Origin of the sequence: Chitinophaga polysaccharea, from assembly GCF_902150045.1 — a bacterium.
GTDB lineage: Bacteria > Bacteroidota > Bacteroidia > Chitinophagales > Chitinophagaceae > Chitinophaga > Chitinophaga polysaccharea_A.
The window spans coordinates 562661-583036 of the sequence record NZ_CABFVU010000002.1; the positions used below are offsets into that span (position 1 = coordinate 562661).

Here is a 20376-nt window from a genome sequence, read left to right on the forward strand (position 1 = left end):
TTTATACCAGGAGATCATTCCGGCAAAAATATTTTCGAAACAATTTTGTTATTCACACATATAGTTTTACCTTTGCCGTCCCAAAATCCCTTTGTGGGGAATTTGGATGTCATTGTAAACCGACATAAAAAACTAGGTAAAGAATGCCTACTATACAACAATTAGTAAGAAAAGGAAGAGAAATTATCCGGGCTAAGTCTAAGTCCAGGGCATTAGATAGCTGCCCTCAGCGTCGTGGCGTTTGTACTCGTGTATACACTACCACGCCTAAGAAACCGAACTCCGCTCTGCGTAAGGTAGCGAAGGTGCGTTTAACCAACAAAGTTGAGGTGATTGCCTATATCCCTGGTGAAGGTCACAACTTGCAGGAGCACTCTATCGTACTGATCCGTGGTGGAAGGGTAAAAGATTTACCAGGTGTTCGTTACCACATCGTTCGCGGTTCCCTGGATACTGCAGGTGTGAAAGACAGAAAGCAGAGCCGTTCCAAATATGGTACTAAAAAGGAAAAGGCTAAAAAATAATAATTATAAATAGTCGTAATTTTCAATAAATGAGAAAGCAAGCTGCAAAGAAATTGCCTCTGGCTCCGGATCCTCGGTTCAATGACAAGCTGGTAACCCGCTTTGTTAATAACGTAATGGAACAAGGAAAGAAGAGCGTTGCCTATAAAATTTTCTACGATGCTGTGGATAAAGTAAGCACCATGACCGGTGAAAACGGTTATGAGGTTTGGAGAAAAGCATTAGCTAACGTTACTCCTGGTGTGGAAGTTAGAAGCCGCCGTATTGGTGGTGCTACTTTCCAGATCCCTGCGGAAGTTCGCCCGGATAGAAAAATATCCCTGAGCATCAAATGGTTAGTACGCTACGCCGGCGAAAGAAACGGTAAGAGCATGGCTGATAAGCTCGCAAACGAAATCGTAGCAGCAAGTAAAGGTGAAGGCGCAGCATTCAAGAAGAAGGAAGATACTCACCGTATGGCTGAAGCTAACAAAGCTTTCTCTCACTTCAGAATCTAGTTATAGCCCTCACAGGCAACTCAATATATTTGGCAAACAGTTCCTTCCGGAGCTGTTTGCCTTTTTGTGTTGATAAGTAGTGATAATGTTAATCCAACCGAACCGTTGCAGTTCCGGCCACCTGATCCTGTTACTGCCAGCCGCAGGTTGCGGCATTTTTACATATTTGCAGGTTCCGCCTGGCTTCAGGTTGCCGCCGATGGCATACATGGCATTGCCAAACGGCATTTGCAGATACCGGCAAGCTCCTCCTGGCATTACTTTCCTTGTTGCAACTTCCTTTGAAGGCTTGCAAAACAGCGTAGCGAATGCAAATAATCCGGGCTTATAAATTGCAGGAAACTTCCGAAGCAGGTTCTATATAAAAAAGGCGGACATCCGCAGATGCCCGCCTTTCGCTATATCCAGGAACACTTATTTTACATTCACCAACACCTTGATCTTACCTTCTGTACCATCAAACTCCTGCAGCGCTTTGCCAAGTACCTGGCCCGGTTTCACTTTATTTATATCGGCTTTCATTGCATAACCGGCTTTACTGGATGTAACCAGCAGATCCCCGCGATGGATAACCCCATTCTCGTTACATACTTTTGTTGGAATCACTCCTATTACCCCCATTGGCACTTCGGTGTCCAGGTCGGCGTCAATATCCTTCTCGGTTAACAGTAATCCCGGCTTGGTGGCAAACACACCCGCAACCAGCGTTGAGTAAGCACCGGAAGATTTTTCCACCATACGGTCTGTATGTGTAGAGATCACCAGTACATCCCCGGCTTCATAGGTGTTGCGCTCGCCGGCTACTGCAAATGATTCGGCCACATCCGCACCACTGTTCTGGGTGCCGCCGTTAAAGAAACCCCTGCCTGCTTTATTGATGCGGGCTACATTCACACTGGCGCTCTGGAATACCGCAACACTTCCGGATGGTCCCTGGTGATTAATAAGCATACCATTGCCGGTACCAGTAGTAGTAATATGTACCACTGGTTGGCTGTTGGCATTATTAAAGTTGGCAAACCTGCCAGCTTTACCTGTTCCAAAGTTGGGTACAAAGCCGGAAATAGCATTTCCACTTCCATCACAGGAAGCTTCAACACCATCCCCAGTGCCGCCGGCATTGGCTGTTATACCATTGCCACTACCTTCTGTCAGGGCGAGTACTGCGGGGCCACTTCCTGCAGGGTTAGAGGAATAAAATAAGCCGGCGTATCCCCCGGTACCGGAAGAAACCCCGTATATACCTGCTGTTCCAAAATTGGCAAACATGGAGTTTACTTCCCCCTTAACAGCTGGAGAAGTAGCTGTTGTTTTGTCTACTTTAAAATTACCGGCAATGCCATTGCCCACTGTTTTAACAGTCATGACATCACTGGTGTTGTTTTCGTTAAAAATCTCGAACCTGCCAGCCCGGCCTGTAGCAAAAGTAGGAACCCACGCATACAGGGCGTTACCTGCTCCATCTATGTTTGTTTCCACCCCATTGCCATCTTTTCCGGCATTGGCGGTAATAGCGTTACCATTACCATCTGTGAGCGCTATCAGCGACGCGCCATTACCTGAAGGATTGGAAGCGTAGAACAAGCCGGCACGGCCGCCGGTGCCAGAAGAAACCCCAAATACTCCAGCCGCTCCGAAGTTGCCAAAAATGGTATTTACCTCAGCTCTTACGGCAGCTCCAACACTGTTGGTATTGTTTAACAGGAATGAAGAAGCATTACCCCGCGTATTATCTGGGATATTACCATTACCGTTGCTTTCCACTTCCAGTACGTTTGCTTCAGTATTGGTGTTGTTGAAGTTCTCAAAACGACCGGCCCTGCCCGTACTGTTGTTTAAACCTACCTGGCCTAAAACACCTATTCCCGTATTACTGGTGTTGGTCGCAATAAATCCACGTACGCCGTAACCACCGCCATCATTCCGGCCCACAACGGCTCCTGCAATATCGCTGGTGGTTCTGCCCACTACAGCTTCGCCGCCGCCGTTATTATCGCCTACAACACCGGCTGATGTCTGGGCGCTGGTAATGCCATGAACGCCAAATCCGGCGGCGGTGCTGCTGCGTACGCCGGCTCCGTTGCCGGTTGTAGTTACATTCACCACCGTGCCATTTCCTACTGAATTAACAACCAGGGCATTATTGTTATTGGCATTGTTAAAAATTGAAATACTCGCCGGGATACCATTGTTGCTGGTAGCAGTTAACCCGGTGCCTGTATTACTGTTGGCATATACGCCGGTTCCATTGGCAGAGGCGTTGCCATACACGCCAAGCCCGTTGGGAGTAGTACCATACACGCCCCAGCCAGATCCGTTCTGGGATCCATAAACACCAACGCCTAAACCACCGGTACCGTTATTGATACCTCTCACCGCGCTGGAAAAGCCACCTGGGGAGGTGGAGCTAACAATACCCCTTATGGCCGCAATATTGGAGGTGGGAGTATTATTCACCCCTTCAACGGAGGTGCCGTCGCCATTATTGGTAATGCTGAAAAGTGTGGAGGCGTTATTTTCTGTGGCAACAAAGGGTAAGGTAAGGCCACCTCCCGGAGGCGCACCCGCAGCCCATTGTGCACCATCAAACTTAAGAATCTGGCCTGCTGCGGGAGCCACATTGCTTACCGGCTGGCCCTGCAATCCCTTTACAACCGGGTTGGGGTAAGTGCCTGAAAGGTCCCCTCCGGCAGGGCCGTTGGGAGGAAGGGTAGTAGGAATCACGCCTGCCGCAATTTTTGCCAGTGTTACTTTACCATCTCCTATCAGGGGATTAGGATAGGTACCTGAAAGATCACCACCTGCAGCAACACCGTTAATATCACCTGCAGGTCCCTGGGGGCCTGCTGGGCCAATGGGGCCTACAGGTCCTACAGGTCCGGCTACACCGGGATCACCCTTAGCACCTGCTGGTCCTACAGGTCCAACTGGGCCAATGGGTCCCGCTGGTCCGGCTACACCGGGATCACCCTTAGCACCTGCCGGTCCTACGGGTCCAACTGGTCCAACGGGACCTGCTGGTCCGGCTACACCAGGATCTCCTTTAGCGCCGGCAGGTCCCGCCGGTCCAATTGGCCCTACGGGTCCCACCGCACCGGGATCGCCCTTAGGGCCGGCAGGACCTGTAGCACCTGCTGGTCCGGCAGGACCAGGATTACCATTGGCGGCATACAAGGCATAGGGAACGCTCATTAATTGAGAGGTTCCCAATTCATTAAAATTACCACCATTTATAGATACTTCTACTTTTAGGTACTGATTGGCATTTGCCCATGGAACACCACTGTAAGTACCGCTTAAAGGAGTTCCTTTACCTATTTGTAAAGTAAATAGGCCCAGGGTATTGGTGGTAGTATTATGCGTTTCCTGGTATTGTACAGGTCCTGCCGCAGAACCGCCCAAAATAGAAAAACGCACCGTTAAGGATTGGTTGCTGAGTATCGTTCCATTCGTATTGCGGGCTATTGCCTGGTAGTTGGTTCCGGTTAACCCACTTTGTGCCCGTACAATTTGAAATGATACCATCAACAGCAGGAAGGTCAGGTAGCATATCTTTTTCATAATAATCATTTTTGTAATAGTTTACGATGCGCTTAATTCTTTTTGGGTTTAGGTGATGCTCCGCCGTCCTGGTTAGGTATAGGAGGAATAACTTGTTTACCGGCCTGGTTATCCGGTCGTGCCACCGCGGCACTGTCAGACGGAAGGGGTCTTGTCTTGCTTTGGGAAGTACGCGACCGGAGCGCAGCATTACTATGCTGTGCCTGGTAGTTGGTAAAAAGACGTGTTTTTGCGTCTTTTGAAACCTCCGCACGATCCATTGCAGGCGGAGCCGATCTTTTGTTCAGCTCAGCAATGTCTTTCTGGAATGTGGGGAATAACGCGTCCCTTACCTTTCCAGTATTCCCGCCGGTATTTTCCGGCTTAACAGATTCCTGTGCAAAAACGCCGGGAATGAACCCTGCAAACAAAAGAAATGCGAGTATGATCAGTGGCTTCATATTGGGTGTTATAGATTCGTTTTTCATGTTGGGTATTTTAGCAGATAAGTGGCTGAATAATGGATTAGTTTATGGTTGTATGGCTTCGTCCCGGTTTCCTCCTATGTTATAGACCAGCGAGAACTTCAGGGTTCTTTTCTGGATCAGGCTCTCACCTGTGGGCAATTGGTAAGCGATATCCAGTGCAAGATTGGATACGCGAACGCCCAGTCCTGCTGAAAAATGTTGCCGGTAGCCCTTGTTGGGATGTTCATAGAAATATCCTGCCCGTACAAAAAATGCCTGTCTGTAGGCATATTCAACCCCTGATCCGATGGTGAACTCTCTTAGTTCTTCATGAAAACCACCGGGAGCATCGCCGAAAGATGAGAACATGGCGTCCACAATACCGCGGTCCGGATCTTTACCTTTCAGGATCTGGCTGGTTTCTATGCCATTGGAATCCAGTGCATACAAGGGAGGGGTAGGCACCAGTAGTTTATTGATGTCTACAGAAAGGGTGAATTCGTGTTCATAGGTGTGTACAAACGTATAGCCGCCACCGATACGGAGGTTCATGGGCAGAAAGCTCTTCCTGTTGTTATCATCTGAGTATTGCAGCTTTGTGCCTATATTGGTAATACTTACTCCAAAACAATAGCGGTTGCCGAAATCCAGCTTGTCTACACTGTTCTGGTAATAATAGCTGATATCACCCGCAACAGCTGATGCCGGTTTCTGCTGGATATTATTATAGGAGCCTTGTCCAAGCTGGCTGCGCACGTACCGCATGCTGAGCGCCAGCGATGTGTGGTTGCCCAGTTTTCTGGCATAGGTACCATCTATGGCAAATTCTTTGGGATTGTAATCCTGCAGTACTGTGCCGTTATCATCCCGGAATGTAACGGAGCCATAATTAAAGTACTTCATGGAAAGTCCTATACCTTCTGTTCCGTTCCAGGTTTTGTAACCAGATACATAAGCCATGTTTGACTTATTATTGTTCAGCTCCCACATCCAGGGCGAATAATTGGCGCTCACACCCCAGTCGCCTGCAAATACTATTTTAGCGGCATTTGAGAACAGGGAGTTGGCGTCTGCTGATAAACCGGTGGCAGCATCTCCGGTGCCGCTGCTCCTGGTGTCGGGGTTAACCAGCAGGAAACTGGCGCCGATATTTGGAGGTTTCTGAGTGGCTTTTTGTGCCGTTAACCGCATACCTGTAGCCAGTATCCCGGCAAAAAGCACGAGTGTATAACTGTATTTCATAATATCATCTGTTAAAGGGTGATCTTGTTATTGCACAATAAGTTTCTCAAAGAACACATTGCCGTTTACATTCAGCATAACGGTGTAAATACCGGAGGCAAAATGATTTACAGGCAGTACCACGGTGCTTTTGCCCGGGCCCATTTCCAGGAACTGGTGATGTATCACCTGTCCGGCGGGGTTGATCAGTTCAAGGGTTACATTTACTTTTGCCAGCAGGTCAAATACAACCCTGGTGTTGGTGATAGCCGGATTGGGAAACAGTATATAGCTCTTTACAGGGTTTACCCCCGGTGTCAGCTTTATAAAATCTTCCGGTTGCTGAAATCCCTGTGTCAGCAATACCCTGCCATCTGTTATCGGTAAAATGACAGGCTCACCTACTGTATACTGGAACTGAATGTTCTGAACCACCGCGGAACCGCCCGCGTTGGCAACCACCTGGCGCTTAAGCACTACCTGGGCATGGGATGAAATATAGGCGCATACGGGCAGCAACAGTGCGAGCGTGCATCTGAGTACAATTGATCTCATATATGTATGGTTATAAGTAAAAGGTTCAGGAACTGCTACAGCGCCGGACAGGAAGGGTACAATAGTAAGTAACTTATCTGCCTGTTATACAAGCGCGTGGAGTATCTTTCTATTTCATGACGATTTTATTTAAGGGAAACCGATTTTTCAAATCTTGGTCTTCGCTGTATTTTTAATACTCAGTCTTCAGGTATATCCGGTTTACAATGCTTCACAAATATGACAGAATTATAACACCTGGAAAACGTCAATTTAACTTTTGGTGGAAATTGATAAAAAAGTGGTCGCTACCGTCTAAAAACTGGTTTTCGCAGAACTATTTATAATTATTAAATATAATATGAATAAGACTATCGTCTGTTTTTGAGAAATAACAATTTGGAAAAGAAGGTCATTTTATTTATTGTTAAAAATAAATTACCTTTGCCCCCCAAATTGCATTATTTAGTCACTTTAATATTATGGCAGACTTAAAATTTCAAAGGAACTTTGGTATTGCGGCGCACATCGATGCGGGTAAAACCACTACCACAGAACGTATCCTGTATTATACAGGTAAATCCCACAAAATTGGAGAGGTGCACGAGGGTGCTGCTACAATGGACTGGATGGCACAGGAGCAGGAGAGAGGTATTACCATCACATCTGCGGCAACCACTTGTTTCTGGAATTTTCCAACCTTACAAGGTAAAGCCTTACCTGATACCAAACAATATAAATTCAATATCATCGATACCCCGGGTCACGTGGACTTTACCGTAGAGGTAGAACGTTCTCTCCGTGTATTGGATGGTCTGGTAGCATTATTCTGCGCTGTATCCGGTGTTGAACCTCAGTCTGAAACCGTTTGGCGCCAGGCTAACCGCTACCGTGTACCACGTATCGGTTTCGTTAATAAAATGGACCGTTCCGGTGCAGACTTCCTGAACGTGGTAAAACAGGTTAAAGAAATGCTGGGTGCTAACCCTGTGCCTTTAACCCTGCCGATCGGAGCTGAAGACACCTTCAAAGGTGTGGTAGATCTGATCACCATGAAAGGTATTATCTGGGACGAAGAAGGTAAAGGCGCTACCTACCAGGAAGTTCCTATTCCGGAAGATATGGTGGCTGAAGCAGAAGAATGGAGAGCTAAACTCGTGGAAGCGGTTGCTGAATACGATGATACCCTCATGGAGAAATTCTTCGAAGATCCTAATTCAATTTCTGAAGATGAGATCCACGAAGCTATCCGTAAGGCTACTATCGATATCGCTATCATCCCGATGATGTGCGGTTCCTCCTTCAAAAACAAAGGCGTACAGAAAATGCTGGATGCGGTTTGCCGCTACCTGCCTTCTCCGCTGGATGTTGAAGCTGTAAAAGGTACTGATCCCGATAGCGGTGAAGAACTGGAACGTAAACCTTCTGCTAAAGAACCACTGGCTGCACTGGCGTTCAAAATTGCAACCGATCCTTTCGTAGGTCGTCTGGCGTTCTTCCGGGTTTATTCCGGTCACCTGGATGCAGGTTCTTATGTACTGAACACCCGTACCGGCAAAAACGAGCGTATCAGCCGTATCATGCAGATGCACGCTAACAAGCAGAACCCTATCGATTTCATCGAAGCTGGTGATATCGGTGCTGCTGTTGGTTTTAAAGATATCAAAACCGGTGATACCCTGTGCGATGAAAAAGCACCGATTATCCTGGAATCTATGACCTTCCCTGAACCGGTTATCCACATTGCCATTGAGCCTAAAACTCAGGCAGACGTTGATAAAATGGGTATGGCCATTGCCAAACTGGTAGAAGAAGATCCTACCCTGAAAGCAAAAACCGACGAAGAAACAGGTCAGACCGTATTGAGCGGTATGGGTGAGTTGCACCTTGAAATCATCGTTGACCGTATGCGCCGCGAATTCAAGGTAGAAGTAAACCAGGGCGCTCCTCAGGTTGCTTACAAAGAAGCCCTCACTACCAAAGTTGAACACCGCGAGGTATTCAAGAAACAAACCGGTGGTCGTGGTAAATTTGCCGATATCCAGATAGAAATCGGACCTGCTGATGCCGAATGGCTGAAAGAGAACGAAGGTAAATCCCTGCAGTTCATCAACGACATCTTTGGTGGTGCTATCCCTAAAGAGTTCATCCCTGCTGTACAGAAAGGTTTTGAACAGTCACTCAACCAGGGTGTGCTTGCAAACTTCCCGCTGACCAGCTTAAAGGTTCGCCTGTTCGATGGTTCATTCCACCAGGTGGATTCCGACGCCATGTCGTTCGAATTGTGCGCCAAACAAGCTTTCCGTGAAGCTGCCCGCAAGGCTAAACCAGTATTGCTTGAGCCGATCATGAAAGTAGAAGTACAGACTCCTGACCAATACATGGGTGATGTTACAGGTGACCTCAACCGTCGTCGTGGTATGCTGGAAGGTATGGACTCTAAAAACGGTGTACAGGTTATCAAGGCTAAAGTGCCACTGAGCGAAATGTTCGGTTACGTAACTCAGCTGCGTTCCCTGTCTTCCGGCCGCGCAAGCTCCATCATGGAGTTTTCTCACTATGCTCCTGCACCAAATAACGTGTCTGAAGAAGTGATTGCAAAAGTGAAAGGCAAAGTAAACGCTTAATCTTAGCTTTTTATACCAGAAAGGTTGTTCTGCGAAAGCGGGACAACCTTTCTGCTTTTCAGAACTCTGACTGACATGAAAATGCTATTGTCATGAAAAGAATATTCGATATTTTACAATAGCAATAACCTACAACTGCAATTTACTTTTTGCTAACTGCCAGAGGTCCTGTTTTACAGGACCTTTTTTATTATTGGGCTGCTTGATAGGGGGAGATTTCCCTTTTGACGTCATAGGTATAGTGGATTATAAACTGTCCCAACCGGTATTATTTACTGATAGCCTTTGAATTATGTCATTAGAGTTATTACAAGCACCTCCTACAACTGTGGTACATACATCGGGAGAAATGGTCTCATTAACTCCCGGTCTGGATTTGATTCTGCCCTGCTGGAATCCTGCGGGTCCCTGGGTGGAATCACTTATCAGGCATTACCACGAGATAACAACTCTTATGGGCGATACACCTGTTCAGCTTATTCTTGTGAATGATGGTTCCGTAAAAAATTTTACCCCTCAGCATATTACCTGGCTGGAAGTGGCTATCCCTGGAATCATCATTGTCAGTTATACCCGCAACCGTGGTAAGGGATTTGCGGTGAGGGAAGGTGTAAAGCGCTCTCAACATGCGTTCCAGGTATACACTGATTTGGATTTTCCGTTTGGTGTAAATGCTGTAAAAGAAGCATATGATGGTTTGCTCCGGGGCATGGATGTGGTAGCTGGTGAAAGGGGAGAGGCCTATCTTCATAAATTACCCCATAAGCGCCGCATTATAACCAGGATCAGCCGCCTGCTGAACCGGCGGGTACTGAACCTTAAAGTGGAGGACGCCCAGGCCGGGCTGAAGGGTTTTAATGTTTATGGAAGAAATATCCTGCTCTCTACCCGTATTGATGGTTTTCTTTACGATAGTGAATTTTTATACCAGGCAGGTAAGCGTTCACATCTCAAGATAGGCGCAGTTGCAGTATCTTGCCGGCCGGGTATCCAGTTTTCATCTTTCAGAACCAAACTTTTAATGAAGGAGGTAATGAATTACTGCAGGATTATTTTCAGCTCATCTGCCGCTTAACTTTATGGAACATAGGAACAGGATATTGATCAGTGTAGATGTGGAAGAATTTGATATCCCGGAAGAATTTGGTCAGCAGGTGCCCCTCCAGGAGAAACTGGAAGTTTCCAGGAATGGTCTGCAGGCAACATTGGCTTTATTTGAGAAATATAACGTACGCGCTACTTTTTTTGTCACCGCCTACTGGGCGCAGCACTATCCTGAATTGATCAGGCAGATGGCTGCAAAGCATGAAATAGCTTCTCATGCCTATTACCACAGCTCTTTTACGGAAGCCGACCTGGAAGGTTCCCGCCTGGCCCTGCAGGAGATCAGCGGTCAGCCGGTGCAGGGTTTCCGTATGCCACGCCTCCGCAAGGTAAATATGCGGGCGCTCAAAGCGGCCGGTTACCTGTATGACGCCTCCGTGAACCCTACCTGGCTTCCCGGCAGGTACAATAACCGGCACCTGCCAAGAACTGTGTTTAAAGAGCAGGATACCTGGATCATTCCTTCTTCAGTATCTCCTTTACTAAGATATCCGCTGTTCTGGCTGAGCGTAAAAAATATGCCCCTGTGGATAACCCGCCACTTCAGTAAAAGGATATTGAAAAAGGACGCTTATCTCTCTTTTTATTTCCATCCATGGGAATTAAGTGATATTAACGCCTACGAACTGCCCGTTTATATCAAACAGGTTTCGGGAGAAAAGATGCGGCAGAAAATGGATGGATTCCTAAGTTTCTTACAGCATCAGGGAATTTTCTGCACACATGCAGATCTGCTGAAAGACCGCTCCTGATCTGTTTCAGCTGATGATCTCCTTATTCTTTTGGCATGATTCCTGTTTTTATGCAACAACATTGGAAATTCAAATGTTATAGTAATAATGAATAAGGATAAGTATTCATGTAGAGAGAATAAATGAAGGGATCTGATCCTGGAGTTTTTAGATTTTTTTTGAAGAATGAGTATTTATTAGATTCATTTTCAGTAGTTTTGCGCTACAACAGTTGTTGTTAACACGTGATGATGTTTGTTTGACGATGTGAAGCTACTCCCCATTATCCCCTGCCTTTATTTTTTACGGCTGATATCAGCACTATTAATTGTAAACGGAAAGCGTTTACCTGCTAATTTCTTATTCATTCAACATGTAAATTGTTAAAACTAAAAATCAGACTATGAAAAGAATTCGTCTCTTAACCCTTGCATTTGCGGCTGTATTGTTTAGTTCTGCTGCTAACGCTCAAATTCAGAAAGGTAATATTATGGTAGGCGCCGATCTGACCAATCTTAATGTTACTTTCCAAAAAGAGAGCACTGCTTTTAATTTTAATCTGTCACCGAAGATAGGTTGGTTTATCAAGGACGGTCTTGCTATTGGTGGCTATGTTAATTTTGGCGCAAACACCACAAAGAATAAAACGACCGATGTGAGAGCATCCAATACGACTTATGGTGTTGGCGCTTTTGCCCGTTACTTTGTGGAGGATAAAAACGTCAGAAAGCTGGAGTTTTCCAAGAGAACGCGGTTCTTCGTGGAAGCAAATGCCGGATTTGCCGGTACAAACCCCGCGAGTGGTGCTTCTACCAATGGTTTTAATGTTGGCATTGGCCCCGGTATTTCTTATTTTATCACGCCTAATATAGGTTTGGAAGGATTGTTTAAGTATGACCTTACCGTAGGTGGTGGTAATTCAACTACTGCTAACCGGCTTAGCCTGGGTGTAGGTTTCCAGATCTATCTGCCATCGGCAAAAGCTAAACAGATCTACAGGGAAGAAACCGGAAAGTAATTTTAATATAAAAACAAGTTCAGCAACGGCGGCAATGTATTATTGCCGCCGTTGCTGTTATAAGGGATCCTACCTGTTACAGTTGCTGAATAAAATGAACAACTGGACTTGGAATGAACTAATTGAACAGGAGCTTTTTTACCGGAACCACTTATTTTAGTAGCCGTCTGTGAGGGCACAGACAGGGGGATGCTGAAAACCCAATATAGAGTAAGCACCACATCCGTAAATATTCCCGGTATGTTAAACACTATTCTCCAGGCAGTGCTTAGGTTCCTGAGCACTGTAGTGGGCGCACTGTAATCTTTAGTCTCAATGGGATTGCCGAAAAACATATGAAGGAGTAGGCGCTTTTATAATCCCTGATGCACTAAACACATTTCTGAAAAAGGCTGCTGGGCATTGCTGGTATCTGCACTCGGCGGCATTTAACCTGTACTATGAGTCCTATACCAGTACAACCGGGTATTGAAACATGAGCGTAACTGCATATGTGGTGAATACAGATCCGCTTGCCGGTAGTTCCCAAACAGCTTTTATAACATTGAGCAGCCATCAATGTTAAATGATGAAAGCCCCGGTATTTGCCGGGGCTTTTATCATTTAATGGGAGTACGCCATGATGGCTCATTGAACAGCAGTACACCAGGATGCCGAACTGAACAAAATGAACGAACGTAATTATATGAATAGCTGTTAATTTCGACGCACACTTAAAAAGAAGTGTACCTGGGATTGCCGAAAACCAAAGAAAGAGAGTAGGTGTCACCCGTAGTAAAAACTATCTTATGAATTTACTGACTCAATTGCTGGCAACACTGGTTGCTCTGCTGAAATCTCTGCTGGGTGGCCTGTAATAAGGACTCCTGTCAGTAAGGGATTGTTCCGTACTTGATGAAACTATTTCCCTTACACACATCATCCTGGAGGCTGTTCCACACCGGAACAGCCTCTTTATTTAAACCTGATATCGCTGTAAAGACGCTATAGCAGCTGAATGAACGGATGCTTGTTAACTGTTTGAAATGAACAAAATGAACGACTGAATATTGATTGATAGCTTTTAATTTAGTCGTGTTAACTGAATAACAACTGGGGATGCCGAAAACCAGGGAATAGAGTAGGCAGTATCTTATAAAAACCTTTTCCATGGATTTACTGAATCAACTGCTGACATTAGTCTTAGGATTAATTAGTTCATTATTAGGTAGTTTACCACTTTAATGGTTATTGGGTCGTTTGACCACAGATCATCAAACCACTTTAATTATTCGGAGATGGGTTGTTCCAGGTAAGCGGGAACAACCTTTTCTCTTTTAGGTTTGCTCTTCTTTTTGCATATCACTTTCCCCCATGTATTTTTTACCTGCTTTGAATATCCCCGGGGCAGTTATCCCTGGTAAGGAAGTTCCCGGAATACAATATCTTAATTCTGGGTCTGAAATGGTTGAGGGGCGTGTTGCATTGAAATACAATACTTTAATTTCCCGGTCTCTACCAGCAGGCAGGGAATCCGATGTTAGGATCTACCTGTTTGGGATCTCCTCCTCCCACAGTTTCTCCGTTTTCCCATCTCCCGGAAAAAAATTGTAAAGAAATTCTCCTTTTTTTGGTTTTGAAATTTGTTTTCCTATATTTGTCGAAACGAGCATGTGAAGTTACCTTAAGGCTTAATCTACACACAATGAATGATTTCTGAAGCCTTAATACCGGATAATATCATTTTTACTGCACTTCTATCGCCTCCGGAGCCAGCCCCTTGCCCGGTTTCTTTTATTTTTTCCTGAGAATTATTTGCCAAATAGAAAAAACGGGTTACCTTTGCCCTCCCAAATTGTATTGGGAAAAAACAAGAAGAAGTTCATTGCATATGTCTCAGAGAATAAGAATCAAGCTGAAGTCCTACGATCATAACCTGGTAGACAAGTCTGCTGAGAAGATCGTTAAAACCGTGCGTAACACGGGTGCCGTGGTAACAGGTCCAATTCCTTTACCTACCGAGAAGAAAATATTTACAGTATTACGTTCTCCGCACGTAAATAAGAAAGCGCGCGAGCAGTTCCAACTGTGTACACACAAACGTTTACTGGATATATACACGTCTTCTTCCAGAACTGTAGACGCGCTGAGCAAGCTCGATCTGCCTTCCGGAGTGGAAGTTGAAATTAAAGCATAGGACAACAGCGAGGCGGGCGAAAGGCCGGCCTTTTATTGATTTATGGTTATCTTGTTGATTACCAGCGGGATAACAATTTTAACAAACAAACATAGGTCGCGCCTTCTGGGCGGCCGCCCAATAAATGTATTTAAACCGCCCATCCTGGGGATAGCACGAAATCCCCCAGGCGCTGGGTAAAATCATATAAAAAATGAAAGGTATTATTGGCAAAAAGATTGGTATGACCAGCATCTTCGAGTCTAATGGTAAACAAACAGCTGTTACCATTATCGAAGCGGGTCCCAACGTTGTAACCCAGGTAAAAAGCCTGGAAACAGATGGTTACAATGCAATTCAGGTTTCTTTCGGTGAAAAGAAAGAAAAACACACCACTAAAGCAGAAAGCAGTCACTTCGCGAAAGCAAGCACCTCTCCCAAACGTTTCGTAAAAGAATTCCGCAACCCGGATGTACAGAAAGCCCTCGGTGAATCTATCACCTGCGAAATCTTCGCAGAAGGTGAAACAATTGACGTTGTAGGCACTTCCAAAGGTAAAGGTTTCCAGGGTGTTGTAAAACGCCACGGATTCAGCGGTGTGGGTGAAGCTACCCACGGTCAGCACGATAGAAGCAGGGCTCCTGGTTCTGTTGGTGGATCCTCTTATCCTTCCCGCGTTTTCAAGGGTATGCGTATGGCCGGCCAGACAGGTAATGAAAGAGTGAAAGTGAAAGGTCTGAAGATCGTGAAAATATTCCCTGAAAAGAATTATATCCTGGTAAGTGGTTCCGTTCCCGGCCACATTGGTTCAATCGTTTTAATCCAGAAGTAATATGCAAATCGATATTTTAAATATAGAAGGTAAGAAAACCGGAAGGTCTATTGAGCTTCCTGAGGAGATCTTTGGTGTTGAGCCTAACAACCACGTAATCTACCTGGCTGTTAAACAATACCTGGCTGCTCAGCGTCAGGGTACCCACAAGGTAAAAACCAGAGCTGAAGTAAAAGGTGCTTCCCGTAAACTGCACAAACAAAAAGGTACCGGTGGCGCCCGTAAAGGTAACATCCGTAACCCATTGTATAAAGGTGGTGGTACCATCTTCGGACCAAAACCGCACGGTTGGGGTTTCAAACTGAACAGGAAAGTGAAAGATCTCGCAAAGATCTCCGCCCTGTCAGTAAAAGCTAAAGAAAACAGCATCATTATCGTTGAAGATCTGCAGCTCGAAACACCAAAAACCAAACAATTCGTTGGTTTCCTGAAGAATCTGAACATCAATGTTGAAGGCAGAAAGACTATGTTCATCACGCCTGAGCACAATGACAATGTTTACCTGTCTTTAAGAAACATCCCAACTGTAGACGGTACTGTTCTGAGTGATATCAATACTTACGACATCATGAACAGTAACTATATCGTGTTCACAGAAAGCGCTGCAAAAATCTTCACTGAAGAGCCTGCAGAAGCTTAAGGATGTCAAAACCAATTCAATAACAGCTGGAGGGTAATACCAACAGCTTAATGCTATAAAGAAGATGAAACTTTCTGACGTTTTAATCAAACCGGTGGTATCCGAAAAGGTTAACAAAGCAACTGAAAAATTCAACCGCTACTACTTCATTGTTGACAAAAAAGCCAACAAACTGGAGATCAAGAAAGCAGTGGAAGAGTTTTACGGTGTAACCGTAGCAGATGTAAATACTGCTGTAATGCCAGGTAAAGCTAAATTCCGCTTTACTAAAGCCGGTTTCATCGCAGGTAAAAAACCGTCTTACAAAAAGGCGATCATTACCGTTGCAGCTGGTGAAACTATAGATCTGTATGCTAACATGTAGTGCCGTTCCGGCCTGAACAGCCGGGATGTGGATGTATATACAGATCACTATTTATATTTAATAACAACATTTAACTTTTTAGGAAGTAATGGCACTGAAGAAGTTCAAACCAATGACGGCCGGTACCCGCTGGAAAATAGGCAACGCTTACGCTGAGCTGACATCGGATACCCCTGAAAAAAGCCTGCTGGAGCCTATTAAAAGGACCGGCGGTAGAAATGCGCAAGGCAGAATGTCTATGCGCTACATAGGTGGTGGTCACAAGAAACAATACCGTGTAATTGATTTCAAACGTGATAAGGAGAATGTTCCTGCTACTGTTAAAACGATCGAATACGATCCTAACCGTAGTGCATTCATCGCACTGGTAAGTTATGCAGATGGTGAAAAACGTTACATTATTGCTCCACAGGGCTTACAGGTAGGTGGTACTGTTATCAGCGGCGCCGATGTAGCTCCTGAAGTAGGTAACGCTTTACCGCTGAAAAATATGCCACTGGGTACTGTTGTACACAACATCGAGCTGCAGCCTGGTAAAGGTGGTGCTATCGCAAGAAGCGCCGGCGCTTATGCACAGCTGTCTAACAAGGAAGAAAAATATGCCGTACTGAAAATGCCTTCCGGCGAGCTCCGCAAAGTATTAAATACTTGTAAAGCAACCGTAGGTACTGTTTCTAACTCCGATCACGCCCTGCAATCTATCGGTAAAGCAGGTGCTAACCGTTGGAGAGGTATCCGCCCCCGCAACCGTGGTGTGGCAATGAACCCTGTGGATCACCCGATGGGTGGTGGTGAAGGTAAATCTTCCGGAGGCCATCCAAGATCAAGAACTGGTAAATATGCGAAAGGTCTGAAAACCAGAAAGCCGCATAAGAGTTCTGATAAGCTGATCATTAGCAGGAAAAACGGTAAAAAATTATAATATTTCTGAATCAGGGCTCCGGTGGCAATACCGGATCCCTGGTTTGAAAAATCATAAATCAGTAAGACATGGCTCGTTCCATAAAAAAAGGTCCTTACGTAGACCTGAAATTAGAAACAAAAGTTGAAAAGATGAATACCGGTACCAAGCGTTCTGTTATCAAGACCTGGAGCCGTCGTTCTACTATCACGCCTGATTTCGTTGGTCACACTTTCGCCGTTCACAATGGCAACAAATTTATTCCTGTTTATGTAACGGAATTTATGGTTGGTCATAAACTGGGCGAATTTGCACCTACACGTAACTTCAGAGGACACGTTAACAAGAAAATGTAAATTATAGTCTGAGGTTTGAGGTTTGAAGTATTCGTTTCAAACCGGAACATCAAACACCAGACATCAGACATTAAATAATAAAAGAAATTAATCACAATGGAAGCAGTAGCTAAGCTGAATAATAATCCTACATCTCCCCGCAAAATGCGTTTGCTCGCGGACTTAATCCGTGGACTGGATGTGGAAAAGGCTTTGAATATTTTGAAATTCCATCCGAAACACCCAAGCGTACCTTTAGAGAAGTTGCTGATATCCGCTATCGCAAACTGGAAAGTGAAGAACGAAGGTGCAAGGGTAGAAGATGCTAACCTGATCGTAAAAACCGTTTTTGTTGATGGCGGCCGCACACTGAAAAGAATGCGCCCGGCTCCGCAGGGAAGGGGTTACCGTATCCGCAAGAGAAGTAACCACGTAACGATTGTAGTGGATGGTAAAGCACAGTAATTCAGTGCAAACCGGAAACGAAATAGAAACAAAACTATTAAACTAATAGACAAATAACCAGAACATGGGTCAGAAAACAAATCCTATTGGTAACAGGTTAGGTATCATCAGAGGATGGGACTCTAATTGGTATGGCAGCAAAAAAGATTTTGCGACCAAACTGATCGAAGATAACAAGATCAGAACTTATCTGAATGCCCGTATCAACAAAGGTGGCATTTCAAGAGTTGTGATCGAAAGAACTTTAGGTAAGTTAATCATCACTGTTCATACTTCTAAGCCTGGTATCATCATTGGTAAAGGCGGTAACGAAGTTGATCGCATCAAAGAAGAGCTGAAGAAGCTGACAGGCAAAGAAGATGTACAGATCAACATCCTGGAGATCCGTCGTCCTGAAATGGATGCTAACATCGTTGCTGAAACAATCGCAAAACAGATTGAAAGCCGTATCAACTACAAACGTGCTATCAAAATGGCGATTGCTACCGCTCTGAGAATGGGTGCTGAAGGTATCAAGGTTAAGATCAGCGGCCGTTTAGGTGGTGCTGAGATTGCCCGCTCCGAAGAAATGAAACAAGGTCGCGTGCCTTTACATACTTTCCGTATGGATATCGACTACGCTTCCCTGTTCGCATTAACCGTTTATGGTAAAATCGGTATCAAAGTATGGATCTGTAAAGGTGAAGTACTGGGTAAACGCGATCTCAACCCGAACGTTTTAACCGGTAAGGAAGGTGATAACCGTGGCACGGGTCATGGTGGTGAAAGAAGAGAACATCACGGTGAACGCAGAGACAACCGCGGTGGTGGCGAAAGAAGAGGCGGTGGAGAGCACCGTGGCGGTGGCCGCAGATAATATCTGGCGGTTAAGCAGACATTAACAATTACTATTAACATTAACAACATAGACGATGTTACAGCCAAAAAGAACGAAACACAGGAAGATGCACAAAGGCCGCATCAAAGGGAACGCTAAAAGAGGCGCTACCCTCTCCTTTGGTACTTTCGGTCTTAAAGCATTAGAACCTAAGTGGATCACCGACAGGCAGATCGAAGCTGCACGTGTTGCGCTGACAAGGCACATGAAACGTGAAGGTAACGTATGGATCCGCATATTCCCTGACAAACCTATCACTGCTAAGCCTTTGGAAGTGAGGATGGGTAAAGGTAAAGGTGCTCCTGACCATTGGGCAGCAGTTGTAAAGCCAGGTAGAATTTTATTTGAAGCTGATGGCGTTCCCTTACAGGTAGCAAAAGAAGCAATGGAACTCGCAGCGCAAAAACTGCCCATCAAAGTAAAATTTGTAACCAGCCGCGACTACGTAGCTTAATTACAGGTACACAATAACTAAAATCCGGTAACACTGCTCCGGCAGCTAACCGAATCAAACTCAATACAATGGCAAAAGAAAAGCTGGAACTGAAAGGCCTGAGCGAACAGGATCTGAAAGAGAAAATCTCTGCAGAAGAACTCCGCTTGAAAAAAATGACCTTTGGTCACGCAATTACGCCAATCGAAAATCCAATGAGCATCCGCGCCGTAAGACGCGATATCGCTCGGATGAACACCGAACTGCGTAAAAGACAACTGGGCTTCTAAATCTTCAGTCCCGGTACGCCCGGGGCTGCTGACATAGCATTAGTATAACACAATTTATGACCTCCTCACCGGAGGGTTAAATAACTTTCAACAATGACGACCGAAAGAAAATTAAGAAAAACCAGGATTGGTGTGGTTGCCAGCAACAAAATGGATAAAACCATTACCGTAAAGGTGGAGCGTAAGGTGAAACACCCGATCTATGGTAAATTCGTGAAAAAAACTACCAAGTTCATGGCGCATGACGACAAGAACGAGTGCAGTATCGGCGATACCGTTAGAATCGCGGAAACACGCCCTCTGAGCAAGAACAAATGCTGGAGACTGGTAGAAGTAATCGCTAAAGTAAAATAATTATTTATTTGTTTCAAGCTGCTGCCGGCAATCCCGGTGCCAGCCGCTGACTAAACAATATCAAATCTCATTTCGATGATACAACAAGAATCAAGACTGAGTGTAGCTGATAACAGCGGTGCCAAAGAAGTATTGTGCATCCGCGTATTAGGTAACTCCGGTCAGGACTACGCAGCCGTAGGCGATAAAATTGTAGTAACCGTTAAGGATGCAATGCCAGGCGGTGGTGTGAAGAAAGGTATGGTGACCAAAGCTGTAATCGTAAGAACTAAGAACAAATTACGTCGTAAAGACGGTTCTTATATCCGTTTCGATGATAACGCGGTTGTACTGCTCAATAACTCAGACGAACCTCGCGGTACCCGTATTTTCGGTCCGGTTGCACGTGAGCTGAGAGACAAGGGATATATGAAAATTATCTCCCTCGCTCCTGAGGTATTATAATAAATATAGCGGTACAGGGATTT

The 20376-nt window shown here is 45.3% G+C and carries 23 protein-coding genes; 18 read left to right on the forward strand and 5 right to left on the reverse strand.

Annotated elements, in window-relative coordinates; translation table 11 throughout:
* Positions 1-143: 143 nt before the first annotated feature.
* Both rpsL and rpsG read left to right on the forward strand, forming a co-directional pair.
* Positions 144-524, forward strand: a complete 381-nt coding sequence (gene rpsL / locus FN124_RS16895) for a 30S ribosomal protein S12 (RefSeq protein ID WP_012789278.1) — start codon at positions 144-146, stop codon at positions 522-524.
* 29 nt (positions 525-553) lie between these two features.
* Positions 554-1021 carry a 30S ribosomal protein S7 gene (rpsG, locus tag FN124_RS16900; RefSeq protein WP_142685965.1) on the forward strand — a complete coding sequence of 156 codons (468 nt, stop codon included), beginning with the start codon at positions 554-556 and terminating at the stop codon, positions 1019-1021.
* Positions 1022-1030: 9 nt separating this feature from the next.
* Here rpsG and FN124_RS16905 read toward each other — a convergent pair whose 3' ends face one another.
* The 5 genes from FN124_RS16905 to FN124_RS16925 form a co-directional block, all read right to left on the reverse strand.
* Complete coding sequence (locus tag FN124_RS16905) at positions 1031-1279, reverse strand: hypothetical protein (RefSeq protein WP_142685966.1); 249 nt, start codon at positions 1277-1279, stop codon at positions 1031-1033.
* A 156-nt stretch (positions 1280-1435) separates the two neighbouring features.
* Entirely contained in the window at positions 1436-4582 is a 3147-nt protein-coding gene (locus FN124_RS31650; RefSeq protein ID WP_185937243.1) for a DUF8740 domain-containing protein, read from the reverse strand.
* Positions 4583-4614: 32 nt separating this feature from the next.
* Positions 4615-5049 (reverse strand): hypothetical protein, encoded by a 435-nt coding sequence (locus FN124_RS16915; RefSeq protein WP_142685967.1) that lies wholly within the window; start codon positions 5047-5049, stop codon positions 4615-4617.
* Between the two features lie 42 nt (positions 5050-5091).
* Positions 5092-6270: a type IX secretion system outer membrane channel protein PorV gene (gene porV / locus FN124_RS16920; RefSeq protein WP_142685968.1), complete on the reverse strand. Its 1179-nt coding sequence runs from the start codon at positions 6268-6270 to the stop codon at positions 5092-5094.
* A gap of 27 nt (positions 6271-6297) precedes the next feature.
* On the reverse strand, positions 6298-6804 hold the full coding sequence (locus FN124_RS16925; RefSeq protein WP_142685969.1) for a T9SS type A sorting domain-containing protein: 507 nt from the start codon (positions 6802-6804) through the stop codon (positions 6298-6300).
* 461 nt (positions 6805-7265) lie between these two features.
* Here FN124_RS16925 and fusA point away from each other — a divergent pair, with 461 nt between their 5' ends.
* The 16 genes from fusA to rplN all read left to right on the forward strand — a co-directional run bounded on the left by fusA (position 7266) and on the right by rplN (position 20353).
* The gene (gene fusA / locus FN124_RS16930; protein ID WP_209862994.1) at positions 7266-9410 is read left to right on the forward strand and encodes an elongation factor G; all 2145 of its coding nucleotides are present in this window, start codon (positions 7266-7268) and stop codon (positions 9408-9410) included.
* A 349-nt stretch (positions 9411-9759) separates the two neighbouring features.
* On the forward strand, positions 9760-10485 hold the full coding sequence (locus FN124_RS16935; RefSeq protein ID WP_185937244.1) for a glycosyltransferase: 726 nt from the start codon (positions 9760-9762) through the stop codon (positions 10483-10485).
* A 4-nt stretch (positions 10486-10489) separates the two neighbouring features.
* Complete coding sequence (locus tag FN124_RS16940) at positions 10490-11266, forward strand: polysaccharide deacetylase family protein (protein ID WP_142685972.1); 777 nt, start codon at positions 10490-10492, stop codon at positions 11264-11266.
* Between the two features lie 382 nt (positions 11267-11648).
* Entirely contained in the window at positions 11649-12263 is a 615-nt protein-coding gene (locus FN124_RS16945) for an outer membrane beta-barrel protein (RefSeq protein WP_142685973.1), read from the forward strand.
* Between the two features lie 1870 nt (positions 12264-14133).
* Positions 14134-14439: a 30S ribosomal protein S10 gene (gene rpsJ / locus FN124_RS16950; RefSeq protein ID WP_012789286.1), complete on the forward strand. Its 306-nt coding sequence runs from the start codon at positions 14134-14136 to the stop codon at positions 14437-14439.
* A 193-nt stretch (positions 14440-14632) separates the two neighbouring features.
* Positions 14633-15250, forward strand: coding sequence for a 50S ribosomal protein L3 (gene rplC, locus FN124_RS16955; RefSeq protein ID WP_142685974.1), 618 nt, complete (start codon positions 14633-14635; stop codon positions 15248-15250).
* Between the two features lies 1 nt (position 15251).
* The gene (gene rplD / locus FN124_RS16960) at positions 15252-15890 is read left to right on the forward strand and encodes a 50S ribosomal protein L4 (RefSeq protein WP_142685975.1); all 639 of its coding nucleotides are present in this window, start codon (positions 15252-15254) and stop codon (positions 15888-15890) included.
* Between the two features lie 64 nt (positions 15891-15954).
* Positions 15955-16254, forward strand: a complete 300-nt coding sequence (gene rplW, locus FN124_RS16965) for a 50S ribosomal protein L23 (protein WP_089903230.1) — start codon at positions 15955-15957, stop codon at positions 16252-16254.
* An 88-nt stretch (positions 16255-16342) separates the two neighbouring features.
* A complete protein-coding gene (gene rplB / locus FN124_RS16970) occupies positions 16343-17176 on the forward strand; it encodes a 50S ribosomal protein L2 (RefSeq protein WP_142685976.1) in 834 nt (277 codons plus the stop codon).
* 68 nt (positions 17177-17244) lie between these two features.
* Positions 17245-17511 carry a 30S ribosomal protein S19 gene (gene rpsS, locus FN124_RS16975; RefSeq protein ID WP_079470771.1) on the forward strand — a complete coding sequence of 89 codons (267 nt, stop codon included), beginning with the start codon at positions 17245-17247 and terminating at the stop codon, positions 17509-17511.
* 96 nt (positions 17512-17607) lie between these two features.
* A complete protein-coding gene (gene rplV / locus FN124_RS16980; protein ID WP_079470770.1) occupies positions 17608-17955 on the forward strand; it encodes a 50S ribosomal protein L22 in 348 nt (115 codons plus the stop codon).
* A 64-nt stretch (positions 17956-18019) separates the two neighbouring features.
* Positions 18020-18811 carry a 30S ribosomal protein S3 gene (rpsC, locus tag FN124_RS16985; RefSeq protein ID WP_089903224.1) on the forward strand — a complete coding sequence of 264 codons (792 nt, stop codon included), beginning with the start codon at positions 18020-18022 and terminating at the stop codon, positions 18809-18811.
* Positions 18812-18866: 55 nt separating this feature from the next.
* Positions 18867-19286, forward strand: coding sequence for a 50S ribosomal protein L16 (rplP, locus tag FN124_RS16990; protein ID WP_142685977.1), 420 nt, complete (start codon positions 18867-18869; stop codon positions 19284-19286).
* Between the two features lie 68 nt (positions 19287-19354).
* The gene (gene rpmC, locus FN124_RS16995; RefSeq protein WP_079470767.1) at positions 19355-19555 is read left to right on the forward strand and encodes a 50S ribosomal protein L29; all 201 of its coding nucleotides are present in this window, start codon (positions 19355-19357) and stop codon (positions 19553-19555) included.
* 93 nt (positions 19556-19648) lie between these two features.
* The gene (rpsQ, locus tag FN124_RS17000) at positions 19649-19909 is read left to right on the forward strand and encodes a 30S ribosomal protein S17 (RefSeq protein WP_106527849.1); all 261 of its coding nucleotides are present in this window, start codon (positions 19649-19651) and stop codon (positions 19907-19909) included.
* A 75-nt stretch (positions 19910-19984) separates the two neighbouring features.
* Positions 19985-20353 carry a 50S ribosomal protein L14 gene (rplN, locus tag FN124_RS17005; protein ID WP_142685978.1) on the forward strand — a complete coding sequence of 123 codons (369 nt, stop codon included), beginning with the start codon at positions 19985-19987 and terminating at the stop codon, positions 20351-20353.
* The last annotated feature ends 23 nt before the right edge of the window (positions 20354-20376 follow it).